17 protein-coding genes and 1 pseudogene are annotated in these 22799 nt (G+C 71.3%); 7 read left to right on the plus strand and 11 right to left on the minus strand.

Going from position 1 to position 22799, the window contains the following annotated elements; translation table 11 throughout:
- Positions 1-12: 12 nt before the first annotated feature.
- Positions 13-786 carry a polysaccharide deacetylase family protein gene (locus G3I71_RS02975; RefSeq protein ID WP_164312278.1) on the minus strand — a complete coding sequence of 258 codons (774 nt, stop codon included), beginning with the start codon at positions 784-786 and terminating at the stop codon, positions 13-15.
- 519 nt (positions 787-1305) lie between these two features.
- On the opposite strand from G3I71_RS02975, the pseudogene G3I71_RS02980 reads away from it, so the two are divergent.
- From G3I71_RS02980 to G3I71_RS03000, 6 genes and pseudogenes are all read left to right on the plus strand, one after another.
- Positions 1306-2937, plus strand: a pseudogene (locus tag G3I71_RS02980) (IS200/IS605 family accessory protein TnpB-related protein).
- 14 nt (positions 2938-2951) lie between these two features.
- On the plus strand, positions 2952-3158 hold the full coding sequence (locus tag G3I71_RS52570; RefSeq protein WP_343242825.1) for a hypothetical protein: 207 nt from the start codon (positions 2952-2954) through the stop codon (positions 3156-3158).
- Positions 3159-3232: 74 nt separating this feature from the next.
- A complete protein-coding gene (locus G3I71_RS02985) occupies positions 3233-5068 on the plus strand; it encodes an FtsX-like permease family protein (RefSeq protein WP_343242826.1) in 1836 nt (611 codons plus the stop codon).
- A 163-nt stretch (positions 5069-5231) separates the two neighbouring features.
- Positions 5232-6734: an SDR family oxidoreductase gene (locus G3I71_RS02990; protein ID WP_164312279.1), complete on the plus strand. Its 1503-nt coding sequence runs from the start codon at positions 5232-5234 to the stop codon at positions 6732-6734.
- Positions 6735-6927: 193 nt separating this feature from the next.
- Entirely contained in the window at positions 6928-8616 is a 1689-nt protein-coding gene (locus tag G3I71_RS02995; RefSeq protein WP_164312280.1) for a serine/threonine protein kinase, read from the plus strand.
- Positions 8613-9380 (plus strand): hypothetical protein, encoded by a 768-nt coding sequence (locus G3I71_RS03000; protein ID WP_164312281.1) that lies wholly within the window; start codon positions 8613-8615, stop codon positions 9378-9380. Before G3I71_RS02995 ends, G3I71_RS03000 begins: the two co-directional genes overlap by 4 nt.
- Positions 9381-9480: 100 nt before the next feature.
- Here G3I71_RS03000 and G3I71_RS03005 read toward each other — a convergent pair whose 3' ends face one another.
- The 8 genes from G3I71_RS03005 to G3I71_RS03040 all read right to left on the minus strand — a co-directional run bounded on the left by G3I71_RS03005 (position 9481) and on the right by G3I71_RS03040 (position 19351).
- Positions 9481-10044: a hypothetical protein gene (locus tag G3I71_RS03005; protein ID WP_164312282.1), complete on the minus strand. Its 564-nt coding sequence runs from the start codon at positions 10042-10044 to the stop codon at positions 9481-9483.
- 300 nt (positions 10045-10344) lie between these two features.
- Positions 10345-10776, minus strand: coding sequence for a cupin domain-containing protein (locus tag G3I71_RS50160; RefSeq protein ID WP_203729141.1), 432 nt, complete (start codon positions 10774-10776; stop codon positions 10345-10347).
- Positions 10776-11513 carry a respiratory nitrate reductase subunit gamma gene (gene narI / locus G3I71_RS03015; RefSeq protein ID WP_164312283.1) on the minus strand — a complete coding sequence of 246 codons (738 nt, stop codon included), beginning with the start codon at positions 11511-11513 and terminating at the stop codon, positions 10776-10778. Before narI ends, G3I71_RS50160 begins: the two co-directional genes overlap by 1 nt.
- Positions 11510-12187, minus strand: coding sequence for a nitrate reductase molybdenum cofactor assembly chaperone (gene narJ / locus G3I71_RS03020; RefSeq protein WP_164312284.1), 678 nt, complete (start codon positions 12185-12187; stop codon positions 11510-11512). Before narJ ends, narI begins: the two co-directional genes overlap by 4 nt.
- Entirely contained in the window at positions 12184-13926 is a 1743-nt protein-coding gene (gene narH / locus G3I71_RS03025; protein ID WP_239148823.1) for a nitrate reductase subunit beta, read from the minus strand. The genes narJ and narH overlap by 4 nt, the downstream gene beginning before the upstream one ends.
- Entirely contained in the window at positions 13926-17660 is a 3735-nt protein-coding gene (locus G3I71_RS03030; protein ID WP_164312285.1) for a nitrate reductase subunit alpha, read from the minus strand. Before G3I71_RS03030 ends, narH begins: the two co-directional genes overlap by 1 nt.
- Positions 17644-18162 (minus strand): hemerythrin domain-containing protein, encoded by a 519-nt coding sequence (locus tag G3I71_RS03035; RefSeq protein WP_164312286.1) that lies wholly within the window; start codon positions 18160-18162, stop codon positions 17644-17646. The genes G3I71_RS03030 and G3I71_RS03035 overlap by 17 nt, the downstream gene beginning before the upstream one ends.
- Positions 18155-19351: an MFS transporter gene (locus G3I71_RS03040; protein WP_164312399.1), complete on the minus strand. Its 1197-nt coding sequence runs from the start codon at positions 19349-19351 to the stop codon at positions 18155-18157. Before G3I71_RS03040 ends, G3I71_RS03035 begins: the two co-directional genes overlap by 8 nt.
- 809 nt (positions 19352-20160) lie before the next feature.
- Between G3I71_RS03040 and G3I71_RS03045 the strand changes: the two genes are divergently transcribed.
- Positions 20161-20709 carry a hypothetical protein gene (locus G3I71_RS03045; protein WP_164312287.1) on the plus strand — a complete coding sequence of 183 codons (549 nt, stop codon included), beginning with the start codon at positions 20161-20163 and terminating at the stop codon, positions 20707-20709.
- A gap of 166 nt (positions 20710-20875) precedes the next feature.
- Here G3I71_RS03045 and G3I71_RS03050 read toward each other — a convergent pair whose 3' ends face one another.
- Together G3I71_RS03050 and G3I71_RS03055 are read right to left on the minus strand one after the other, a co-directional pair.
- Positions 20876-21766, minus strand: a complete 891-nt coding sequence (locus G3I71_RS03050) for a universal stress protein (protein ID WP_164312288.1) — start codon at positions 21764-21766, stop codon at positions 20876-20878.
- Positions 21767-21861: 95 nt separating this feature from the next.
- On the minus strand, positions 21862-22770 hold the full coding sequence (locus G3I71_RS03055; RefSeq protein ID WP_164312289.1) for a universal stress protein: 909 nt from the start codon (positions 22768-22770) through the stop codon (positions 21862-21864).
- Between the last annotated feature and the right edge of the window lie 29 nt (positions 22771-22799).

The raw sequence follows: 22799 nt of genomic DNA on the forward strand, positions 1-22799 counted from the left end.
CAGGGCCGGTGTTCAGCGCACCGGGAAGCCGAACGAGTAGCCCTGCTGCTTGAGTTCGGGGAGGATCCGGCGCAGGGCCTCGACGGTCTGGGAGCGGTCGCCTCCGGCGTCGTGGAAGAGGAGCGTCGGCCCGTTCGGCAGTTCCCGCTCGACGGTGGCGACGATGGCGTCCGTGCCCGGCCGCTCGAAGTCCTTGGTGTCCACGTTCCAGCCCAGCGGGCGCATGCCCCGGGAGGCGGCGAGCTTGCGGCTGTACGGGGTGAAGGCCCCGCCGGGCGCCCGGTAGTACATCGGGCGTACGCCCCCGGACGCCTCGGTGATCATGCGTTCGGCGTCGAGGATCTGCTGCGACTGGTAGGCCTGGGACTTCTTGTCCATGGTGGTGTCGTGCGACACCGAGTGGTCGCACAACCGGTGCCCGTCCGCGACCACCTGCTTCACGAGGTCGGGGTAGGCCTGCGCCTGCGTCCCCACCATGCAGAACGTGGCCTTCACCCCGTACTCCCGCAGTACGTCGAGCACTTGGGGGGTCCAGTCGGGGTCGGGGCCGTCGTCGATGGTGATGTTGACGCCGCGTGCACCCTTGTCCGAGGCGTGCACGATGGTCACCGCGACCGGCTTGACGGCGCCGCCGGGCTTGGCGGAAGCGGTCGTCTTCGGCGAGGAGCCGTCCACGGCGCCGGCCTGCGCGGTCCACACCGAGGCACCGGTGGCGAGCAACGTCACCCCGAGCGCCGCACCGAGCACCTTGCCGTACCAGCCGCGCCCGCCACTGTGCCGCGCCATGTCCCCACCCATTTCCCGCAGTTCCTCGCCGGTCCTTGGTCACCTCGCGACCAACCTGCATGACGAGAAAAAGCGGCCACAGGATGCGTCCGTTACCGATCAAGGACAATCCCGATGTGGTTCCCGGACAACCGAGTTCGAACAGCGTTCAGAACAAAGCTACTTGGTCCGGTCCCATCTCTCCCGGCAACAGTGCGTGCCCAACGCGGGTGGCCCGCCGGAACCGATGTCCCTCAGACGAGTGGAGTGTCGCTCACATCGTGAGGCCGATGAGCCGGACACCGCTTGCGCAGGGGCCGTTCGAGAAGGGTGTGGAGCTGTTGCGGCTGGCATGCCTTCAAGTGCGTTCTGGTGAGCGGGAGTGAGTGTGGGTGGTCGGTGTCGTGTCGCGTGTCTGGGCTGCGGGATCGGTTTTGGGTGGAGAACTGATGTTCTTGCATCGAATGCGTGACCTTCACGGGCGGCGCTCGTTTCCCATGGCGACGGGATCTTCGGGTGGGGACGGGCGGGGGTGACAGGGTGGGTGGGCTGAGAAGTATCGCGCCGCCGTTCGTCGCGTCCGGTCCGTCCGGTGTGGCCGTGCGGACCCGTTTCAAGGACCTGACCTAGGACGATGAGAAGGTGCTGCGTCTGGTGGGTGCGCATCTGGGGTCGTTGGCTTCAAAGGATCTCAAGGCGCGCTGTCGGGACGGCTTGTCGCATTTCGGGGAGGCGTGGGCGGTACGGAAGCGTGAGTTGACGCCGCTGTCGTCGTCGCGGTGGGCAGGGTCGATCACCAAGGCCACTCACGATCAGTGGGCGCTGGCCCGGCGTGGCCAGGCTGCGAACATCCACCATCTGGAAGCCGGTGTCCGCACTGTCGAGGACCGGTTGTCACTGCCGGTCGGGCAGAGGGGGACGAAGAAGTCGCCGGGGGGTTACCGGTCCCGGCGGGAGTGGCATGCGAAGTCGAGGCGGCTGCGGGTGCTTCAGGACCGGCTGGCCGCCGCGCGGGCCGACCGCGAGGCCGGACTCGTCCACGTCGTGCGCGGCGGCAAGCGGCTGGCCCGCACCCGCCACCACCTGGAGGCGGCTCAGCTGACCGAGCCCGGATGGCGCGGGCGCTGGGAGGCGGAGCGCTGGTTCTGCCAGGCGGACGGTGAGTCCGGCAAGCGCTACGGCAACGAGACCATCCGTATCGGTCCCGACGGTGAGGTGAGCATCAAGCTGCCCGCGCCGCTCGCGCATCTGGCGAACGCCCCATACGGCCGCTACGTCCTCACGTCCAGGGTCGCGTTCGCGCACCGGGGCGGCGAGTGGGCGGACCGTGTCGCGGCCGACCGGGCGGTCGCCTACCGCATTCACCTCGATACCGGCCGGGACCGCTGGTATCTGACCGCGTCCTGGCAGATCCCGCCCACCCCGGCCCTCCCCATTGAGGCGGCGCTCGCCCACGGCGTGATCGGGGTCGACATGAACGCCGATCACCTCGCCGCCTGGCACCTCGACAGTTACGGCAACCCGACCGGCAGTCCGCGCCGTTTCTTCTACGATTTGACCGGCAGCGCCGAGCACCGTGACGCGCAGGTCCGGCACGCCCTCACCCACCTCCTGCACTGGGCCCGAGCTTGTGGTGTAAAGGCGATCGCCGTCGAGGACCTGGACTTCGCCGCTGAGAAGACCCGGGAGAAGCATGGCCGCAGGAAACGCTTCCGGCAGCTGATCTCCGGTATGCCCACTGGGAAGCTCCGCGCCCGGCTGTCGTCGATGGCCGATCAGACGGGGATCGCGGTCATCGCCGTGGACCCGGCCTACACCAGCCGCTGGGGTGCCCAGCACTGGCAGAAACCCCTCACCACCACAACCCGCACAACCACCCGCCACGATGCTGCTGCCGTGGCGATCGGAAGGCGCGCCCAGGGACACCCGATCCGGCGACGGACGACACCGCCCCCACAGCACCGGAGTGATGCTGTGGGGCATCGGACCGTCCAGGCCGGACCAGGAGTCCCTGGGCGTGAGGAAACCCGCCCCCGCATCCCCGGACCACGGACACGATCCGTGCCGCCCGGACGCGGAGCGAACGCGGGCAACCAGAACGCCCAACACCGTCCGGGGCGTTCGACTGAGTATGGGTTCTGGCAACAGGACTCACTCCCGCTCAGTCTTTAGGAACGGTCTGAGCCATGTTCGCCAATTTCGCCAGGTTCGACATGTTCCGTCTCCCTCTCCAGATGGCCGGACACCGGATCACCGCGCTGATCGCCGTGGCCTGCGCGGTTCTCGGCGGCGCGGCCCTGATCACCGGTACCGGTGTCCTGGTCGAGTCCGGCCTGCGCTCCCAGAGGAGGGAGGCGGTGGCGGTGGCCCGCGCGCCGGAACCGTCGACCTGATCGGCCTCCGCACCGCGCCCGGCGCCGCGGAGCAGGTCGCCGCCGAAGTCCGTACGAGGCTTACGAAGCTGAAGGTGACGGGACTCGAGACGGTCACCGGCGCGGACCGCGGGGACCTGGTGTCGCCCGGAGCGGGCGCGTCCCGCTTCCTCCTGGTTCTCCTCGCCGGGTCGCTCGCCGGGATCGTCCTGCTGATCACCGGGTTCGTGACGGCGAGCGCGCTGGCCGTGTCGATCGCCGGGCAGCGCCGCGACCTCGCGCTGATGCGGGCCGTGGGCGCAACGCCCCGGCAGATCAGGCGACTTGCCGCCGCCCAGTCGACCGTCGTCGCGGCCGTGGCACTCGTACCCGGGGTGGCGCTCGGCTATCTGCTGGCCGGACAGTTCCGCGGACTGCTGGCGGACCAGGGTCTCGTGCCGCCCGAACTACCCCTGACCGTCAGCCCGTTGCCCGCTCTCGCGACGATCGTCCTCATGGCCCTGACCGTGCAGATCTCGGCCCGCGGCTCGGCTTGGCGCACCTCGCGGATGCCCGCCACCGAGGCGGTCGCCGAATCACGCAGCGAGCCGCGTGATCCGTCGCGCACCCGGACGCGCATCGGTCTCCTCGTGATCGTCGGCGCGACCACCATGTCGGCCGTACCGCTCTTCTCCCCGACGGTTCTCGGCGCGGCGGCCACGTCCATCGCGGGCATCCTCGGGGCGATCGGTCTGGCCCTGGCCGGTCCGGCCCTCGTCCGGGGCATCGGGAACGCGGCGGCCAGGCGCACCCGTACTGGCTCCGGTGTCTCCGCGCCGACCTGGCTGGCCATGGCCAACGTCCGCGCGTACGCCCTGCGCAACGCGGGGATCGTCAGCACCCTGGCCATGGCGGTCGTGTTCGTCCTGACGTACACACTCACCCAGACCACCGTGCTGGCCGCCACCGCCGACGACACCCGTACCGGCACTCTCGCCCAGCAGCGCCTCGACGCACCGGGCCTGGGCGGACTGCCCGACGGCACGCTCGCCGACGTACGGGGCACGACCGGCGTACGGGCGGCGGCCCCGGTGAGCACGACCACCGTGGTGTGGCCGTACAAGATGTTCGACGACACGGTGACCGAGTCCGCCTCCGCGATGATCCTCACCCCGGACGCGTCGGACGTCCTCGACCTCGGCGTACGGGAAGGGAGCCTGGACCGGCTCACCGGCGCCACGGTCGCCGTCAGCAGCGATGTCGCCCGCTCGCGCTCCGCGTCGGTGGGCAACCGGGTGGGTCTCGTCCTCGGCGACGGCGCGAAGGTCGAGGCCGAGGTGGTCGCCGTCTACGCCCGAGGGCTCGGCTTCGGCACGGTGGTCCTGTCCCACGACCTGGCGGCCGGACACACGACGACGGGGCTCGACCAGGGCATCCTGATCCGCACGGACGGCACGGCGACCGCCCGGCAGGCCCTTGCGTCCCTCGCCGCGTCCCACCCGGGCCTGGCACTCACGGACACGGCCCCCACGACCACCGACGGCCTGCGGGACGCGCCGCCGGAGGTGTGGATCAACCTGGCGACGATCGTCGTCCTGCTCGGCTATCTCCTCCTCAGCATCGCCAACAAGCTCGTCGCCGCCACCGCCCAGCGCCGGCTGGAACTGGCGGCTCTCCGGCTCATCGGCACCACACCCCGGCAGATCCGCGCGATGATGCGGCGCGAGGCAGCGGTGACCGCCGCCACCGCGCTCACCGCGGCCCTGCTGCTGTCGGCGGTGCCCCTCGCGCTCCTGGGCCAGGGCTTCCTCGGCCACCCGTGGCCCACGGGCCCGGTGTGGCTGCTGCCCGCCCTCGCGCTGACGGTCACCGCCACGGCTTTCCTCACCGTCGAACTCCCCACCCGCCAGGCCCTGCGCACCCCGCCCGCCGACGCCATCCGGGCCCAGTGACCCGGCTCGCGTCGTCGCGACCGCGCGGTTGCGGTGCCCGCCCCCGGCCCCAAGCATGGCCTCAGGGGGACAGGGAACGGGGAGCAGGGAACGGGGAACACGGAACAGCGACCGCGCCCCTCGGAGGGCACGTCCCGGGAAGACACGGGAAGGCATGAGTGCCATGACGTTTCATGCGGACGACCGGCCGGTGCGCTGTCTCGTCACCGGCGCCACCGGTTACCTGGGCGGCAGGCTGGTGCCGGAGTTGCTGGCGGCCGGGTACTCGGTGCGCTGTCTGGCCCGCTCGCCCGGCAAGCTGCGGGACCACCCGTGGGCCGGGCAGGCGGAGGCCGTGCGCGGGGACGCGACGGACGAGGCTTCCGTGCGGGTGGCCATGGAGGGAATGGACGTCGCGTACTACCTGGTGCACGCGCTGGGCACCGGGCGGGGCTTCGAGGAGACCGACCGGCGCGCGGCCAGGATCTTCGGTGAGCAGGCGCGTGCCGCCGGAGTCCGGCGGATCGTCTACCTCGGTGGCCTGAGCCCCGCCGGAGTACCGGAGAGCGAGCTGTCACCCCATCTGCGGTCCCGCGCCGAAGTGGGCCGCATCCTCCTGGCCTCGGGCGTACCGACCGCCGTACTGCGGGCCGCTGTGATCATCGGGTCGGGTTCGGCCTCGTTCGAGATGCTGCGCCATCTGACCGAGCGGCTCCCCGCGATGGTGACCCCGAGCTGGGTGCGCACCCGCATCCAGCCGATCGCCGTCCGCGACGTGCTCCGCCTCCTCGTGGGGTGCGCGCGGCTGCCGTACGACGTGAACCGCACCTTCGACATCGGCGGGCCGGACATCGTCACGTACCAGGAGATGATGCGGCGTTACGCCGCCGTCGCCGGACTGCCGAAGCGCGTCATCGTCCCCGTTCCGCTGCTCACGCCCCGGCTGTCCAGCCTCTGGGTCGGTCTGGTCACCCCGGTGCCGGGCGCTCTCGCGCGCCCGCTGGTCGAGTCGCTGAAGCACGAGGTGGTCTGCGCCGAGCGGGACATCGTCCGTTACGTGCCGGACCCGCCGGAGGGACCGCTCACCCTCGACCGGGCGATCGGGCTGGCGCTGCGGCGCGTCCAGGACGCGGACGTGGCCACCAGATGGTCCTCGGCCTCGACTCCCCACGCCCCCAGCGACCCGCTGCCGACCGACCCGGACTGGGCGGGCGGAAGCCTCTACACGGATCAGCGCGAGCGTACGGTCGCGGCGTCGCCGCAGGCCCTGTGGCGCGTGGTGGAGTCGATCGGCGGCGAGAACGGCTGGTACTCCTCGCCGCTGGCCTGGTCCGTGCGCGGCCGGCTGGACACCCTGGTGGGCGGGGTCGGCCTGCGCCGGGGCCGCCGGGACGCGAAACGGCTGCGGGTCGGCGACAGCCTGGACTTCTGGCGGGTGGAAGAGATCGAGCCGGGCCGGCTGCTCCGGCTGCGCGCGGAGATGCGACTGCCGGGCCTGGCCTGGCTGGAGCTGACCGTCGACCGGGATCCCCAGGGCCGCACGGTGTACCGGCAGCGGGCCCTGTTCCATCCGCACGGCCTGGCCGGGCACGCCTACTGGCTGGGCGTGGCCCCCTTCCACGCCGCGGTCTTCGGCGGCATGGCCCGCAACATCGCGGCGGCGGCGGAATCGGCCCACACTCACTGACCTCGATCCACCTCCCTCGATCCACCTCGCGGGAACCCGCCCACATCGCTGACGTGTTCATGGTTATCTTCTGGAACGAGGGCCGGGGGCTGTCGCACCGCAACCGCGGTGGCCGAAAATGTGTCTCCCAACGCGTGGCCCGATGCTCCGGAGGGGCGGAATCCGCCCGGACGGCCGCCCTGAGGGGATGGAAATGAACACTTGGGCAGTGCCCGGATACAACGAGTCACTGGAACTCGGGGCCGGGGCGAGCGGGCGGGTCGTACTGGCCGTGCACGAGGAGACCGGCGTACCGGTCGCGGTCAAGTACCTCAGCGAGTCACTGCGCACCAGGCCGGGCTTCGTGCACGATTTCAGGGCGGAGGCACGACTGCTCGGCGGACTGGAGAGCCCGTACGTCGCCGAGCTGTACGAGTACGTCGAGAGCCCGGACGGCGCCGCGATCGTGATGGAGCTGGTGGACGGTGTCACGTTGCGGACCCTGTTGAACGGTCAGGGCCCGCTCGACCCCGAGGCCGCGCTCGTGATCCTCAAGGGATCGTTGCTCGGGCTGGCCGACGCGCACCGCGTCGGCGTCGTCCATCGCGACTACAAGCCGGCGAACGTCCTGGTCGTGCCGGACGGATCGTCCAGGCTCGTCGACTTCGGGATCGCGGTGGACGCCGGCACCAGCGCCGGCGCGGCGGGGACCCCCTCCTACATGGCCCCGGAGCAGTGGACCGGCGCCCCCGCCTCTCCCGCCGCCGACGTGTACGCGGCCACGGCCACGTTCTTCGAGTGCCTGACGAGCCACCGGCCGTACTCCGGTGACAACCTCGCCGAACTGGCCCTGCAGCACGTCGAAGCGCCCGTCCCCGCCGACGAAGTCCCTGAGGCGGTTCGGGAGTTGGTGCGGCTCGGTCTCGCCAAGGACCCGGCACAGCGCCCCACGAACGCCGAGGCGTTCGTCGCGGAACTGGAGGCGATCGCCGGCGCCGCCTACGGGCCCGACTGGGAGGAATGCGGCCGAGGCAGGCTCGCCGCGCTGGTGGCACTGCTGCCGCTGCTGCTGCCCTCGGCCCGCAGCGCCCCGAGGACCACCACGGACACCGCGCGCACCGTCCTGAGCCAGGCACCGGGCCACGGCTGGGCGCAGTGGCTCCCCGGCCGGCCGGGGCTGCTCGTGTCCGGTGCGGCCGTGCTCCTGGGCGTCCTTCTGTCGTACGGCATCCAGCGCGGCCCGGGAGCGGCTCCGCAGGAGGCGGCACAGGCCCTGGCCACCAGCAGCGCCCAGCCCGCCGTGGGGCCGGGAGAGTCGGGAGAGCCCAGCCTGCTGCCGGCGTCGCCCAGTTCCTCCCCGTCCGAGTCGCCCTCCACCTCCCCGCTCCCGACGTCCACCTCACCCTCGCCCACCTTGTCGTCCTCGGGCGCGGCGACCGCCGGTACCGGCGAGCCCTCGGCGTCCACCACCGCGGCTCCGGCCGAGGAGACGACGACGCCCGGCGGGGCGACCGCTGAGCCGACGCCGACGACGGCTTCCCCCACCGCTCCGACTGCTCCCGCTGTCAAGGACGTCGCGGTGACGGGCTTCCGGCAGACGGGTTCCACGACCGGCGCGGCGACCATCGACATCACCACGGACGGCACCGGGCCGTTCTCCATCACCGTCTCGTGGTCCACGAGCGACGCCGCGGCGGGGCTCGGCACCCGGGCAGCGCTCGGTACTCCGGACGGCGCGTCCCAGACCTTCGAGCGCAGCGGTGCCACCCAGTACACCCTCACCGTCGACCACACCTTCCAGAACAAGGGCTGCTACTGGGCGGTGGAAGCCACGACGACTCCGGCCTCCGCCGACGGCGGCGGCTCGCAGCAGCTTCTGACCAGGCAGTGTGATATCCGATGACCGCTCAGAACGACCGCACCGTCCCGGCTTCCGCCTCCGCCGAGGACCGCGAGCCCACCCAGGTGCTCGGCCCCTCCGACGAGGACGCCCCGCGCGACGAACCCGGCTCCGCCGACGCCGAGTACAGCGCCACCGTGCTGGCCAGCCACTGGATCCAGCGGCCCGAGCGGGACGACACCCTCGTCGAGCCGCTCTCCACGCAGGTCCTGCCGCCGCCGACGACTACGTCGACGCCTACGTCGGCAACGCCGCCGACGCTGCCTGATCGCACCGAAGGCACCGTGCTGCGTTTCGGCCCGGGGGTGACCGCCGCCGTCGCGCACCGTACCCACCGGACGCTGCCCGCCCTGCCGCCTCCTGCCGCACCCTCGCGCCGACGGCTGCGCAGACATGCCCTGCCCGCGCTGGTGCTGATCTCCGTCATCGCGTTCCTCGCCTGGCAGCGTCTCGGGCCGTCCGTCGCGGTGCGCACGGTGGAGGTCACGGCCCGGCCGACGGTTCTGGGGTGCGACGGCACCGCGGACATCGTCGCCCTCGTCGCCACGAACGGCCGCCCGGGCACACTCTCGTACCGCTGGACCAGGAGCGACGGCACCGCCTCCGGCGTCCTGCGGGAAGTGGTGGTCCGGGGCCAGAGACAGGCCCGTCTGCACCTGCTGTGGACCTTCCAGGGCAAGGGCCACTACGCGGCCCGGGCCGAACTGCGCGTCATCTCCCCCGTCGACCGCACGGTCATCAGCCACCTCACATACGACTGTCCCTGACCGGCCGCAGCCGGTCAGGGACAGTCGTATCGGTCATGTCACCGCTCCTGGCGGCCGGACTCGGTCACGTCGTCAGACGCGACCGAGCCCGGCCCGCGGCTCAGTTGTCGTCGGTGATCGTGGTCGCGATGCCGTTGCTGATCTCGACCTGGGCGGAGAGGCCCTTCTTGGCAGCCGCCTCCAGCTGGTCCTCGGTGCACTCGACGCCGCCCTCGCCGCCCGGGCCGGTGTTCACGGCGTCGCAGATGTCGTCGTAGCCAATGATCTTGGTGTCCTCGGCGACGAAGAACTGCTGCTCGGTGCCCTTCGAGTCGGAGACGCTGTACTTGCTCGGCGCCACGTAGGAGACGGTGCCGAACCAGGTTCCGTTGACGCCCTTGCCCTCGTTGATGCCCTCGACGACGGTCTCGCGGGAGTCGGAGTCATCCTCGGTGCCGGGGCTGGAGTCGGAGTCGGAGTCGGGTTCGGTGCCGGGGCTTGAGCTGGAGTCGGTGCCGGGGCTGGAGTCCTTGGAGTCCGACGCGTTGTCCGTGGTCGCCACCGGACTCGCCGAGCTCTTGTCGGACGAGCTGTCGGCGGTGCCGTTCTGGCATGCCGTCATCAGCAGTCCGACGGTGATCGCGGCGCTGGTGAGGATGGCCTTGCGCAGGTGGCGGTTCTTCAAGGGAGGTTCCTTCCGGGGGCGGGATCAGCAGGGAGCTGGCGGCGTTCTCACCGTTTCCCGCTCTGTGATCACTATGAGGTCCCGCAGAGCCCCCAGGTCACACATGTCCTCCCTTCAGGACACCGCTGTGGCACGGCTGTGACACGGCAACTCATCTGTTGTGAAAGCCAGTTGGCCGACGCGCCGCCTTGCGTCACACGGGCGCGTGCACGTCCTCACACGGCTGGCCGGCTCACGTCCGACACCACGACGCTCGGGGGAGAGGACGGCGCGAGGCGCACGGGGTTTCTCCGCCGGTGTTCATGCCAGCCGGACGGTGAGGAGTACCGCCGCGTCGGTCTCGGCGGTCAGGCTGTGCCGCTGGTCGGGAATGGCGACGATGTCGCCCTGGCCGAGGGGCCATGCGCGGTCGTTGGCGCGGAGTGTCACCCGGCCGGTCAGGCAGGTGAGGGTGGCGGCGTCCGGGGCCTCGTGCTCGGCGAGTTCGGAACCCGCCGCGAGCGCGATCAGGGTGACGCGGAGTCCCGGAAGCGCGACGACGGTTCGTGCCGTTCGCCCGGAGCTTCCGGAGTTCCCGGAGTTCCCGGAGTTCCCGGAGTTCCCGGAGTTCCCGGAGTTCCCGGACCTGGCATCGGCGAGCAACTCCTCTCCCATGGCCGGCAGGTTGCTGACCTCACCGGCCGACAGGTGTGTCCCGGGCGGCCGGGCGGGACTGTTGTGGTGGGTGTTCATCAGGTGCGTTCCCATCCGCGCCGGGGCGTGCGGGAGCCCAGCTGCGCGTCCCGGCTGCGATAGACGATGTAGGGGCGGGTGAGGTAGCCGAGCGGTGCGGTGAGCATGTGCACCAGCCGGGTGAACGGCCAGACGCCGAACAGCAGCAGGGCGCTGAGCGCGTGCAGCCGGAACAGCACGGGAGCGCCGGCCATCAGCGCGGGGTCGGGTTGCAGGTAGAAGACCGACCGGAACCAGGGCGAGATGGTGCTGCGGTAGTCGTATCCCCCGCCCAGGATGTTGCTGATCACGGTGGCGGAGAGACCGAGCGCCAGGGTCAGGGTGAGCATGACGTACATGAGCTTGTCGTTGCGGGTGGTGGCGCTGAACACCGATCCGACCGTACGCCGCCGGTAGACGAGGATCGCGAGCCCGGCCAGGGTGCTGACCCCGGCAACCGTCCCCAGCGTGGTGGCCATGAGGTGGTAGGCGTGCTCGCTGACGCCGATGGCTCCGGTCCAGTCCTTCGGGATCACCAGGCCGCCCACATGGCCGAGTACGACCGCCAGGACCCCGAAGTGGAACAGCGGGCTGCCGATGCGCAGCAGTCTGCTCTCGTACAGCTGGCTGGACCGGGTGGTCCAGCCGAACTTGTCGTAGCGGTAGCGCCAGACATGGCCGACGACGAACAGGGCCAGCGCGAGGTACGGCAGGACGACCCACAGGATGATGTCGAGCGGGTGCGTGTCGGGGGTCATGACCGGCCTCCCGCCGGAGCCGGGGCGGGCATGCTCCCGAACTCCCTGCCGGCGGGTGGTGCGAACGGCGCCAGGCCCACCTGTTCCTCGGGGGGTCCCTGGGCGGCGAGCTTGGCGACGGCCTCGCGCTCGTCGCCGGCCAGCGGGGGCAGGGTCGCCGATACGGAGTCCAGGACATCGGCCCACGCGGAGCGTGAGTCGCGCAGTGCCAGGCGCAGCAGCTCCAGTCCTGCCCGGTGCTCGGTGAGGAGGCGGCGGCCTGCTTCGGGGTCGCCGGTGGCGGCGAACTCCAGGACGACGCAGAGGTGGTCGGGCAGTTCGTCGTCGGTCAGGCGCAGCCCGGCCGCGGCGTAGGTCTGCTTGAGGCGCAGCAGCGCGGCCCCGCGATTGCGGGTGTCGCCGTGGGCGTAGTAGGTCAGGAAGAGGCAGTTGCGTTTGCGGTGGTCGAAGGTGGCGACGTAGTCCGCCGCCAGTTCCGTGGCGGGCGTCCGGTCGAGGTGCCCGAGGAATCGGCGCAGCGGCTCGGCGACCCGGTCGGGCAGCGTGTCGGTGACCACCCGTACGAGCAGCGTCTGTTCGAGCAGTTGTGCGTCGGGATAGCCGAGGAGCAGCGACTGGACCTGCCAGGCGGCGGCGTTTCGGGCAGCGGGGCTGCGTTTGCCGGTGGGAGTCATGGACGCGGCTCGCTCTCGTCGTCTCCGGGGGAGTGGGGGAACAGGCCCTGGGGGCGGCCGTTGCCGTCCCAGTTGAGGAGGTTGAGCCGGGTGGACTTGTCGCCGGGGGCGGCCGGGGAATCGGCAGGAGTGTCCACGGCGTCGGCGGTCTGGCGGTCGCGCAGCAGGTGGAAGTTCTCCACGGCGATCGGGGTCGGAGCGTCGCCGGACGCCTCACCGAACGGACCCGAGCCGCCCATGCCGGGGCCGTCCTCGAAGTCGAGGCTGCACTCGGTGGCCAACTCCTCCAGGCTGTGGGCCTGTTCGGCGTGGGCGGGCGGGATGACGTACCTGTCCTCGTACTTGGCCAGCGCCAGGAGGCGGAACATGTCGTACATCTGCTCCTCGGTCATCCCCACGGCGGCGGGGATGGTCGCGTCGGGTTCGCGGCCGAGGTTGATGTCGCGCATGTAGCTGCGCATGGCGGCCAGCCGTCGCAGTACGGCGTCCACGGGGGCCGGGTCACCGGCGGTGAAGAGTTGCGCGAGGTAGTCGACGGGGATGCGCAGGGCGTCGATCGCGGCGAAGAGATTGCCCCGGTCCTCGGCGTCGTAGCCGGTGTCGCGGATCACGTCCACCACCGGGGACAGCGGCGGGATGTACCAGACCATCGGCAGGGTGCGGTACTCCGGGTGCAGTGGCAGGGCGACCTTGTACGTGTTGATCAGGGCGTGGACCGGGGAGCGCCGGGCGGCCTCGATCCAGTCCCGTGGGATGCCGGAGCGCTCCGCGTCGGCGGCCACCTGCGGGTCGTCGGGGTCGAGGAAGACCTTCCGCTGAGCCTCGTAGAGGTCGGTGTCGTCGGGGGTGGACGCGGCTTCGAGTACCTGGTCGGGGTCGTAGAGGACCAGGCCGATGTAGCGGAGCCGGCCTACGCAGGTCTCGGCGCAGACGGTCGGCTGGCCGACCTCGATGCGCGGGAAGCAGAAGGTGCACTTCTCGGCCTTGCCGGTGCGGTGGTTGAAGTAGATCTTCTTGTACGGGCAGCCGGAGACGCACATCCGCCAGCCCCGGCAGCGGTCCTGGTCGACCAGGACGATGCCGTCCTCGGAACGCTTGTAGATCGCGCCGGAGGGGCAGGAGGCGACGCAGGACGGATTGAGGCAGTGCTCGCAGATGCGCGGCAGATAGAACATGAAGGTCTGCTCGAACTCGAACTTGACCTTCTCGGCGATCCCCGCGAGGAGGACGTCCTTGTCGCCGTGGTCGGCCGAACCGCCCAGGTTGTCGTCCCAGTTGGCCGACCAGGTGATCTTCATGTCCTTGCCGGTGATCAGCGACTTGGGGCGGGCGACCGGGGTGTGTTCCTGGAGCGGCGCGTTGGTCAGCGTCTCGTAGTCGTACGTCCACGGCTGGTAGTAGTCGTCGAGCGAGGGCAGCGTGGGGTTGGAGAAGATGTTGATGAGCTTCTTGAACCGGCCGCCGCCCTTCAGCTTCAGGTTGCCGCGCTTGTTGAGGTCCCAGCCGCCGCGCCACTTCTCCTGGTCCTCGTAGCGGCGCGGATAGCCCTGGCCGGGGCGGGTCTCGACGTTGTTGAACCACACGTACTCGACGCCGGGGCGGTTGGTCCACGCCTGTTTGCAGGTGACCGAGCAGGTATGGCAGCCGATGCACTTGTCGAGGTTCATCACCATCGCCATCTGGGCCATGACCCGGCGGCCGGGCGGTGCGGTCGGAGGCGTGGCGGCTGTCGGGGCCATCAGTACGTCACCTCCTGGTCGGTGCGGCGGCGGATGACGGTGACCTCGTCGCGCTGGTTGCCGGTCGGGCCCAGGTAGTTGAAGGCGTACGTCAACTGGGCGTAGCCGCCGATGAGATGGCTCGGCTTCACCAGGAGCCGGGTCAGCGAGTTGTGGACGCCGCCGCGCCGCCCGTTGGTCTCGGTGCGGGGGACGTCGATGAGCCGGTCCTGCGCGTGGTGCATGTAGACGGTGCCTTCCGGCATGCGGTGGGAGACGACCGCGCGGGCGGCGACGACGCCGTTGCGGTTGACCGCCTCGATCCAGTCGTTGTCGTGCACGCCGATCTTGGCCGCGTCCTCCTTGCTCATCCAGATGGTCGGGCCGCCCCGGGAGAGCGAGAGCATGAACAGGTTGTCCTGGTACTCGGAGTGGATGGACCACTTGTTGTGCGGGGTCAAGTACCGCACCGTGATGCCGAGTTCGCCCTGGTCGCCCACCTCGGGCTCGCCGAAGAGGGCGTGCATGTTCAGCGGCGGCCGGTAGACGGGCAGCCACTCGCCGAGTTCCGCCATCCAGTCGTGGTCGATGAAGAAGTGCTGACGGCCTGTCAGGGTGTGCCAGGGCTTGAGGCGTTCGACGTTGATGGTGAAGGGTGAGTAGCGGCGCCCGCCGGACTCCGTCCCCGACCACTCGGGCGAGGTGATGACCGGGACGGGTCCCGCCTGGGTGTCGGCGAAGGTGACCCGCTTGCCCTCGGCCTCGGCGGCCAGGTCGGCCAGCTTGACGCCGGTACGGGCCTCCAGGGTGCGGAAACCCTGGGTGGCCAGGTGCCCGTTGGTGGTTCCGGACAGGGCCAGGATCGCCTCGCAGACCTGTACGTCCCGGGCGATCGACGGGCGGCCGTCGGCAGGACCGCCGCGTACGGTGCCGTTCTTGTGGCGCAGGTACTCCAGCTCCTGCCGTACGTCGAAGGTGACGCCCTTGGTGGTGGCGCCCAGGGTGTCGAGGAGCGGGCCGAGGGCGGTCATCCGGTCGGCTACGGCCGGGTAGTCGCGCTCGATCACCACCAGCTTGGGCATGGTCCGTCCTGGCACCGGCTCGCACTCGCCGGCCTTCCAGTCGCGTACGCGGCCGTGTGGGGTGGCCATCGCGTCGGGGGTGTCGTGCAGCAACGGCGCTGCCACCACGTCCTTTTCGGTGCCCAGCCGCCCTTCGGCGAGACGGCTGAACGCCGCCGCGATGGTGTTGAAGGCGTCCCAGTCGGTGCGGGTCTGCCAGGGCGGCGGGATGGCCGGGTTGAAGGAGTTCACGAACGGGTGCATGTCCGTGGTGTTGAGGTCGTGCTTCTCGTACCAGGTAGCGGCGGGCAGCACGATGTCGGAGTAGACGGTGGTGCTGGTCATCCGGAAGTCCAGGGTGAGCAGCAGGTCGAGCTTGCCCACCGGCGCCTCGTCCCGCCAGACCACATCGCGTGGCCGGGCGCCGGGCGGTGCCTCGGTGGCGCGTACGGCGGAGTCGGTGCCGAGCAGGTGCTTGAGGAAGTACTCGTTGCCCTTGGCGGAGGAGCCCAGCAGGTTGGCCCGCCAAATGGTCAGCACCCGGGGGAAGTTCTCCGGCGCGTCGGGGTCCTCGCCCGTGAACTTCAGCTGCCCGGACTTGAGTTGGTCGACCACGTACTCCGGCACCTGCTGTCCGGCGGCTTCGGCGTCCGTCGCGAGGGTGAGCGGGTTGCGGTCGAAGGTCGGGTAGGAGGGCATCCAGCCCATCCGGGCCGAGGCGGCGATGACATCGGCGGTGGTCTTGCCCGCGAACGTGCCGCCCGCGCCCGCTGCGGCGAGGGTGTCGGCGCTGAAGGGGTCGTAGCGGAACTGGTCGCTGTGCAGGTACCAGTAGGCCGTCTGGATCATCTGCCGGGCGGGCCGGTGCCAGTCGGCGGCCGTCGCGATGGCCGAGTAGCCGGTGATGGGCCGGACCTTCTCCTGCCCCACGTAGTGGGCCCAGCCACCGCCGTTGACGCCCTGGCAGCCGGTCAGCGTCGTCAGGGTGAGGAAGGAACGGTAGATGGTGTCGGAGTGGAACCAGTGGTTGGTCCCCGCACCCATGATGATCATGGAGCGGCCCTTGGACTCCTCGGCGTTGGTGGCGAACTCGCGCGCGATGCGGGCCGCCGTCTCCCCGGCAACGCCGGTGATGGCCGCCTGCCAGGCCGGGGTGTAGGGCTGGTCCGCGTCGTCGTAGCCGGTCGGCCAGACACCCGGCAGACCGTCGCGGACGACGCCGTACTGGGCGAGGAGGAGGTCGAAGACGGTGGTCACCAACTGCCCGGCGATCCGGCGGACCGGGACGCCGCGTCGCAGCTGCCCGGCGGTCCCGTCCGGGGTGTCGAACCGGGTCAGCTCGACTGTGACGGCGTCCTCGCCGCCGTCACCTCCGGCTGCGGTCAGCAGGGGGTCGGTGTCGCCGAGGTCGAGGTTCCATTTTCCGGCGCCGGACTCGCCGTAGCGGTGGCCGAGCGAACCGTTCGGGACTACGGGCTCGCCGGTGGCGGCGTCGAGGAGGACGGTCCTGAACTCGGCGTTCTCCGCCTCGGCCGCGGTGCCGCCCAGGTCGGCGGCGGTCAGGAACTTTCCCGGGGCGTACGTCAAGTCGTCCCCGGTACCGCGCTGTTCGAGGGTGACGAGGAAGGGCAGGTCGGTGTAGCGCTTGACGTAGTCGGTGAAGTAGCCGACCTGGCGGTCGACGAAGAACTCCTTGAGGATCACGTGTCCCATGGACATCGCGAGTGCCCCGTCGGTGCCGGGTGCGGCGGGCAGCCACTCGTCGGCGAACTTGACGTTGTCGGCGTAGTCCGGGGCGACCGCGATGACCTTCTGGCCGCGGTAGCGTGCCTCCGCCATCCAGTGCGCGTCCGGGGTGCGGGTCACCGGCAGGTTCGAGCCCCACATGATCAGATAGCCGGCGTCCCACCAGTCCCCCGACTCCGGTACGTCGGTCTGGTCGCCGAAGACCTGCGGGGAGGCGACCGGCAGGTCGGCGTACCAGTCGTAGAAGGACAGCATCACGCCGCCGAGCAGCGAGTAGAAGCGAGCCCCTGCGGCGTGGGAGACCATCGACATCGCCGGTATCGGCGAGAACCCGGCCAGCCGGTCGGGGCCGTACTCCTTGATGGTGTGCACATGGGCGGCGGCGATCATCTCGCTCGCCTCGTCCCAACTCGCCCTTACCAGACCGCCCTTGCCGCGCGCCGACTTGTAGCGCCGGGAGCGCTCCGGGTCGGAGACGACGTCCGCCCACGCCAGCACCGGGTCACCGAGGCGGGTCCTGGCCTCCCGGTACATCTCCAGGAGCACCCCGCGCACATAGGGGTAGCGGACCCGGGTGGGCGAGTAGGTGTACCAGGAGAACGCGGCGCCGCGCGGGCAGCCGCGCGGCTCGTACTCCGGGCTGTCCGGGCCGACAGTGGGGTAGTCGGTCTGCTGGGACTCCCAGGTGATGATCCCGTCCTTGACGTACACCTTCCATGAGCAGGAGCCGGTGCAGTTCACTCCGTGGGTGGAGCGGACCACCTTGTCGTGGCTCCAGCGGTCCCGGTAGAAGTCGTCGGCCTTGCGGCCACCGATCTTGAACAGGGTGCGGTGGTCGGCGGAGACCTCGGCCTTGGTGAAGAACCGGCGAGTGCGGATGAGCGCGTCCGCCAACTCGCCGTCCAGGCCTGCTGGTTGGCGTGGTTGTTTGTCAGCTCGCGGATTCATTGTGCTGCCTTCCTGTACGTGCTGTGTCCGCCTGAGGACGATCCGGCCGAAGGCCAAAGACGCGGGCGCGGACCGCGTCGATCGCCTCCCAGGCCTCCGTGCTGAGCTCGGCGAGCGCGGCGGGGAACACCCCGTCCTGCTCCTTGAGGATGTGGTCGCGCAGCAGAGCCAGGGCGTCCAGGAGCCGCAGGGGCCAGCCGGGGTCGGCCGGGACACCGGCGGCGGCCTCGCCGAGGATCGCCTCGATGTGCCGGTGTTCGGCCTCAAGCGCCGCGATACGTTCGGGGAACTCCTCCGCCAGCGGCGGGAAGAGCCCCTGCTCCTCCACCGCCGTGTGCGGCACGAGAACGGCGGAGATCCGGCGCGCGATCCGTGCCATCCGCGGTACGTCGGACTCGCGGTGCGCGGTGCGGATGTCCCCGATGAGGTTGACGACGAGGTCGTGTTCGCGGGTCAGTTCGGCTATCGCCGGTAGCGCCTGGCAGCCGCAGTACTCACACATGGCTGGTGCCGGTGCCGGTGCCGGTGCCGGTGCTGGTGCCGCGGGCGACGGCCTTGCGGACGGTGGTCGCGGTGAACGCCAGGGCGGTGGCGGCGATCAGGGCGAGCAGGGCCAGCCCGAGCGCGTAGTCGCCGTAAGCGCCGTAGAGGGAACCCATCAGCAGCGGCGGGACGAAGCCGCCGAGGCCGCCGGCCGCGCCGACCACGCCGGTGACGGCCCCGACCTTGCCTGCCGGGGCGAGCAGGGCGACGAGGGCGAAGGTGGCGCCGCTCCCCGCGCCCAGGGCGGCGGCGATGGTCAGGAAGGCGATGGTGCCCACCGGGGCCAGCGGCGGGGCGAAGGCCTGGACGGCCGCGCTCAGCGCGACCACGGCGAGCGCCACGGCCAGCACGGGGGTGGGGCGCAGCCGGTCGGACAGCCAGCCGCCGACCGGCCGCATCACCACCGCCAGCAGTACGAACCCGGCCATCCGGTTGGCCGCGTCGGCCTGTGCGAGGCCGTACCCGGACTTGAGGTAGGTGGGCAGATAGACGGAGAAGGCGACGTATCCGCCGAACGCGACCGCGTACAGCGCGGATGCCTGCCAGGTGACACCGAGCCTGACGGTGGCGGCGAGCCGGCCCGTCATGGTCCCGGCCGGCACAGCCCTGCCCGGAGCGTCGCGCAGCAGGAACGCCGCCAGCGTCGCGTAGCAGGCCAGCACGATCGCGGTCGCCACGAACGGGGTGGCCAGGCCGTGCGACTTGACCAGGTTCACCGTGGTCAGGGCGCTGATGGCGGTGCCGCCCATCCCGGCACCGAAGACACCGATCGCGAGCCCCCGGCGCTCGGGCGGGAACCAGGCGCTGACGAACGGCACCCCCACCGCGAACGCGGTGCCGCCGATACCGAGGAAGAACCCGCCCACCAGCAGCTGGTTCAGGGAGGAGTGTCCGGCCAGCCCCAGGTACAGGACGGGGACGATGGTGGCGGCGGAGACCAGCGGGAACATCACCCGGCCGCCGAACCGGTCGGTCAGCGCACCCACCGGTATGCGGCCCAACGAGCCCACCACCACCGGCACGGCGACCAGCAACGCCTGCTGGAACGAGCTCAGTTGCAGGCCGTCCTTGAACCGTGGGCCGAGCGGGCTCAGCAGCGCCCAGGCCCAGAAGTTCACTGCGAACCCGGCCGTGGCGAGCGCCAGCATCAGCCACCGCCGGTCGGCCGACGGCGGCGCCTGGGCCTGTGTGTTCGTGGCGGGGCCGGTGGGCAGGGGCGAGCCGATGGCATCCTGCGGGTTGTCCGCTCGGTTGCCCGTCGGCGGCCTGTCTGCCGAGGACTTGGCTGTCCGGGTCTCCGGCTTCGCAGGGCGGGGCGTCGTAGGCATGCTTTCCTCGGCTCCTCAAAAGTGCCGTCGGACGGTCGCGTCCCGTGTCCCGTGGCCGTGGTGGCCCGACCACGCCGTCCCCGCAAGGATCACCAGGGACCGGCTCCCACGGCAGGGGCCGTTGGTCCTCGACTCCCGAGCCGACCGGGGTACATGTGCCGGGCGGCGTCCGGGGCCGCCGGAGCGCGTCGGCGCGGACAGGGGAGCCGTCGTGAGACCTCTCACCTTGGGTGGAGTGCCGAACCGGGGCCCGCAGCGCGGACGTTCGTCGGCCGGAGCGGCACTCGGTCAGCCTCCACCGGCGGCCGAACGGGGCCGATCGGTCTCTTGTCCGGGCCGATGGCCCTGCTCCGGTGTGTCGTGTGTACGACCGTCGCTGAGGGGCACCCGTGCTGCCGTGTTCGGAAAGCGGGGTCGGCCATGGGCACGAAGCTGAGGTGGTGGCGGTGGCGGCGCAGTCCGCTCAGGCGCCGCTCGGATGCCGTCGAGGCATGGGTGGTCCTGGTCGACGGCCGGGCCCTGATCACCGGGGCAGGCGAACCCGGCCACGATCCGGTGCCGCGTACGGGACCTCCCGGGAAGCTCCGGCCGACGCATCCGGGCCCCGGGACCGGTGCACGGAGCCGGCCGTGGTGACGACACCGGGCAGGACCCGGACCACCGACACGTCACCTCAGCAACACCACCACCAGGTCGAAGTGCTCCTCGCCCGTCGGCGCTCGGTCGTCGCCTGGTGCGACCGTCACCTGATGGCCATCCACGCCCTGTCCACCCTCATGACGGACGCCCCCGGTGTTGTCGACGCGGCCCTGGCCGAGGTCCTCACCGACCCCGTCGAACCTCCCGCGGTCCTCGGCCTGGGCGAATACCCCCCTGCTCTCCCCGCGCCGCCCCCGCCACGGGCCGCTCGCGCACACCTGCCCGTCACCAGGGACCGCTGTCCCGACGACGCCTCCTCCCCGCTCGACCGCGTCGAGCTCGCGCTCCACCTCGTCGGAGACCGCTCCTGCGCGACCGTCTCCCGAATGCTCGGCCTCCCCGAGCGCTCCGTCGCCGCCCGCCTCCGTTCGGGGCTGTGGGTGCTGTTCACCCCCTGCGACGGCGACTCCGGCCACTTGCTGCCGGGCCGGTTCCCCGCCGTCGCGGCGGACCACCGCCACGGCCACGGCCTCAACTGAACAGCCCCGTCGGCCCGCACCCGGGTCCGCGGACATCGCTTCGCCGAAGCGGCGCTCGGGCCTGCCGACCGCCACCGCACAGCCTGCTGAAGCCGGGCCGCCGCCGGTTCGGACGCGGACGCGGGTGTGGGCGCGGGTGTGGGTGTGGGCGTGGGTGTGGGCGTGGTCAAGAGTGCGGGATCACCGCGACCGGGGCGACGACGTGCTGCAGGACCGCCTGCGTCACCGGTCCGATGTGACTCCCGGTCCGCGTACGACGGTTGTGCCGGCCGACGACGACGAGCGCGGCGTTCCGGGAGGCGTTCACCAGATGGGAGCCCGCCGTGCCGATCAGGGCCTGCTCGTTCACCTCGACGCCGGGGAATTTCGTCCGCCACGGCCGGAGTGCGTCGCCCAGCTTGCGCCGCACCTGTGCGCCCAGTTCCGCGTTGGGCTCGATGTCGAAGGCGGCGCCGTAGCCGGAGGAGGACGGTGGCTTCCAGCCGTGGACGACGCGCAGGTTCGCCGCACGGCGGGAAGCCGCCTGGAACGCGAACCCGATCACGGCTCCGTCGGAGTCCTCCAGGCCGAGGTCGAGGCCGAGCACGACATCGCCCGTCAGTCGATCGGTCCCCGCGTCTTCACCGGCCAGGACGAGGACGACCGGCCGTTCGCTCCGGGCCACGACGGACAGCGCGACGGAGCCGGCCAGAAACCCGGTCACCCCGCTCCGGCCCCGGGATCCGAGCACCAGGAGATCGGCGTCCCGGGAGGCGGCCAGCAGGGCTGTGACGGGCCGCTCCGTGCTCTGTTCGGCGCTGACGCGCAGACCGGGATGGCGTTCGGTGAGCCGGGCCGAGGTCTCGCGCGGCAGACGTTCGGCCCAGTCGCGGTGCGGTCCTTTCCCGGGCGACGGTAAGACGGTGCCCGCCAGTGCCGCGTACGTGTGGGGCTGCCGGTGCCATGCGTGCACGAGGCGCAGGGGCGTGTCGCGGAGCTGCGCCTCGCGGGCGGCCCAGTCGACGGCGGCGAGGCTCTCGGGTGAGCCGTCCAGGCCGACCGTGACGTTGCGGAGCATGTGGAGCCCTCCTTGAGGGGACGCGATTCGGTGTCCGGGCAGGGGACATGCGTCAGAGGGGGGCCGCCGGGCCCCGGCAGCTCCTCCGGGCTCGATCAGGCGTGCGGGACGACGGCGACGGGGCAGGGTGCGTGATGCAGTGCGGCATGTGTGACGGGGCCGAGGTGGGTGCCGAGTCGGGATTCGCGGATCCGGCGTCCCACCACGAGGAGGGCCGCGCCGGCCGAGGCGCTGATCAGCTCGTCGGCCGCGCGTCCTTCGGTGACGGTCCCGGTGACGGTGACCTCGGGGAACTTCTCGCACCAGGGGTGCAGCGCGGCGGCCATGATGTGCTCCCGCTCCGCGCGCAGCTCCGGGCCGCTCACCGGGACGATCCTGTCCGCCGCCGCGAAGTCCGGCGGGCGGCTGAAGGTGTGGATCACGCGCAGTGAGGAGCCCCGGCGGCCGGCGGCGTCGAAGGCGAACTCGATCAGTTCGTCGCAGGGCCGGCCGGTGTCGAGGCCGAGTACGACATCGCGGTAGGGGATCCCGGGTATCTCGTCCGGGGAGATGCCGTCCGGTGCGGAGAAGTGCTCGTCCGTGGTGCTCGCGCCTGCCCGCACCAGCACCACGGGACGGGGTGCCCTGGCGACGACCCGTTGCGACACCGACCCCATCAGGAACCCCGCGACGCCGCCGAGTCCACGGGAGCCCAGGACCAGCAGCTCGGCCTGCCCGGCCGCCTTGAGGAGGGCTGAGACCGGCGAGTCGGCGAGCGCTTGGCCGATGACCCGCAGATCCGGGTGCGCGGCGCGCACACTGTCCGCGGCCCGTTCCGGCAGGTCTTCGGCCAGGGCCCGTTCGGACATGTCCGCGGGCACTGACGGGGCCGGACGCGGATGCCACTCCCAGGCGTGCACCAGGCACAGCGCGGCGCTCCGGCGTACGGCTTCCCGGGCCGCCCAGTGCGCGGCTGCCAGGCTTTCGGGAGAACCGTCGATCCCCGCGGTGACGTGTCGAAGCATGAGGCGTACCTCCAGCGTTGCTGCCCATG

Source organism: Streptomyces sp. SID12501 (assembly GCF_010550245.1).
Taxonomy (GTDB): Bacteria; Actinomycetota; Actinomycetes; order Streptomycetales; family Streptomycetaceae; genus Streptomyces.

What these genes read in the sequence shown, in the direction of transcription:
- G3I71_RS50160 (WP_203729141.1), bottom strand. Translation starts at nt 10,776, where the DNA reads ATGAACACCCACCACAACAGTCCCGCCCGGCCGCCCGGGACACACCTG.
- G3I71_RS03055 (WP_164312289.1), bottom strand. Translation starts at nt 22,770, where the DNA reads ATGCTTCGACACGTCACCGCGGGGATCGACGGTTCTCCCGAAAGCCTG.
- G3I71_RS02975 (WP_164312278.1), bottom strand. Translation starts at nt 786, where the DNA reads ATGGCGCGGCACAGTGGCGGGCGCGGCTGGTACGGCAAGGTGCTCGGT.
- G3I71_RS03035 (WP_164312286.1), bottom strand. Translation starts at nt 18,162, where the DNA reads ATGTGTGAGTACTGCGGCTGCCAGGCGCTACCGGCGATAGCCGAACTG.
- G3I71_RS52570 (WP_343242825.1), top strand. Translation starts at nt 2,952, where the DNA reads ATGTTCGCCAATTTCGCCAGGTTCGACATGTTCCGTCTCCCTCTCCAG.
- G3I71_RS02995 (WP_164312280.1), top strand. Translation starts at nt 6,928, where the DNA reads ATGAACACTTGGGCAGTGCCCGGATACAACGAGTCACTGGAACTCGGG.
- narH (WP_239148823.1), bottom strand. Translation starts at nt 13,926, where the DNA reads ATGGCCCCGACAGCCGCCACGCCTCCGACCGCACCGCCCGGCCGCCGG.
- G3I71_RS03040 (WP_164312399.1), bottom strand. Translation starts at nt 19,351, where the DNA reads ATGCTGGCGCTCGCCACGGCCGGGTTCGCAGTGAACTTCTGGGCCTGG.
- G3I71_RS03000 (WP_164312281.1), top strand. Translation starts at nt 8,613, where the DNA reads ATGACCGCTCAGAACGACCGCACCGTCCCGGCTTCCGCCTCCGCCGAG.
- G3I71_RS02990 (WP_164312279.1), top strand. Translation starts at nt 5,232, where the DNA reads ATGACGTTTCATGCGGACGACCGGCCGGTGCGCTGTCTCGTCACCGGC.
- G3I71_RS03050 (WP_164312288.1), bottom strand. Translation starts at nt 21,766, where the DNA reads ATGCTCCGCAACGTCACGGTCGGCCTGGACGGCTCACCCGAGAGCCTC.
- narJ (WP_164312284.1), bottom strand. Translation starts at nt 12,187, where the DNA reads ATGACTCCCACCGGCAAACGCAGCCCCGCTGCCCGAAACGCCGCCGCC.
- G3I71_RS03030 (WP_164312285.1), bottom strand. Translation starts at nt 17,660, where the DNA reads ATGAATCCGCGAGCTGACAAACAACCACGCCAACCAGCAGGCCTGGAC.
- narI (WP_164312283.1), bottom strand. Translation starts at nt 11,513, where the DNA reads ATGACCCCCGACACGCACCCGCTCGACATCATCCTGTGGGTCGTCCTG.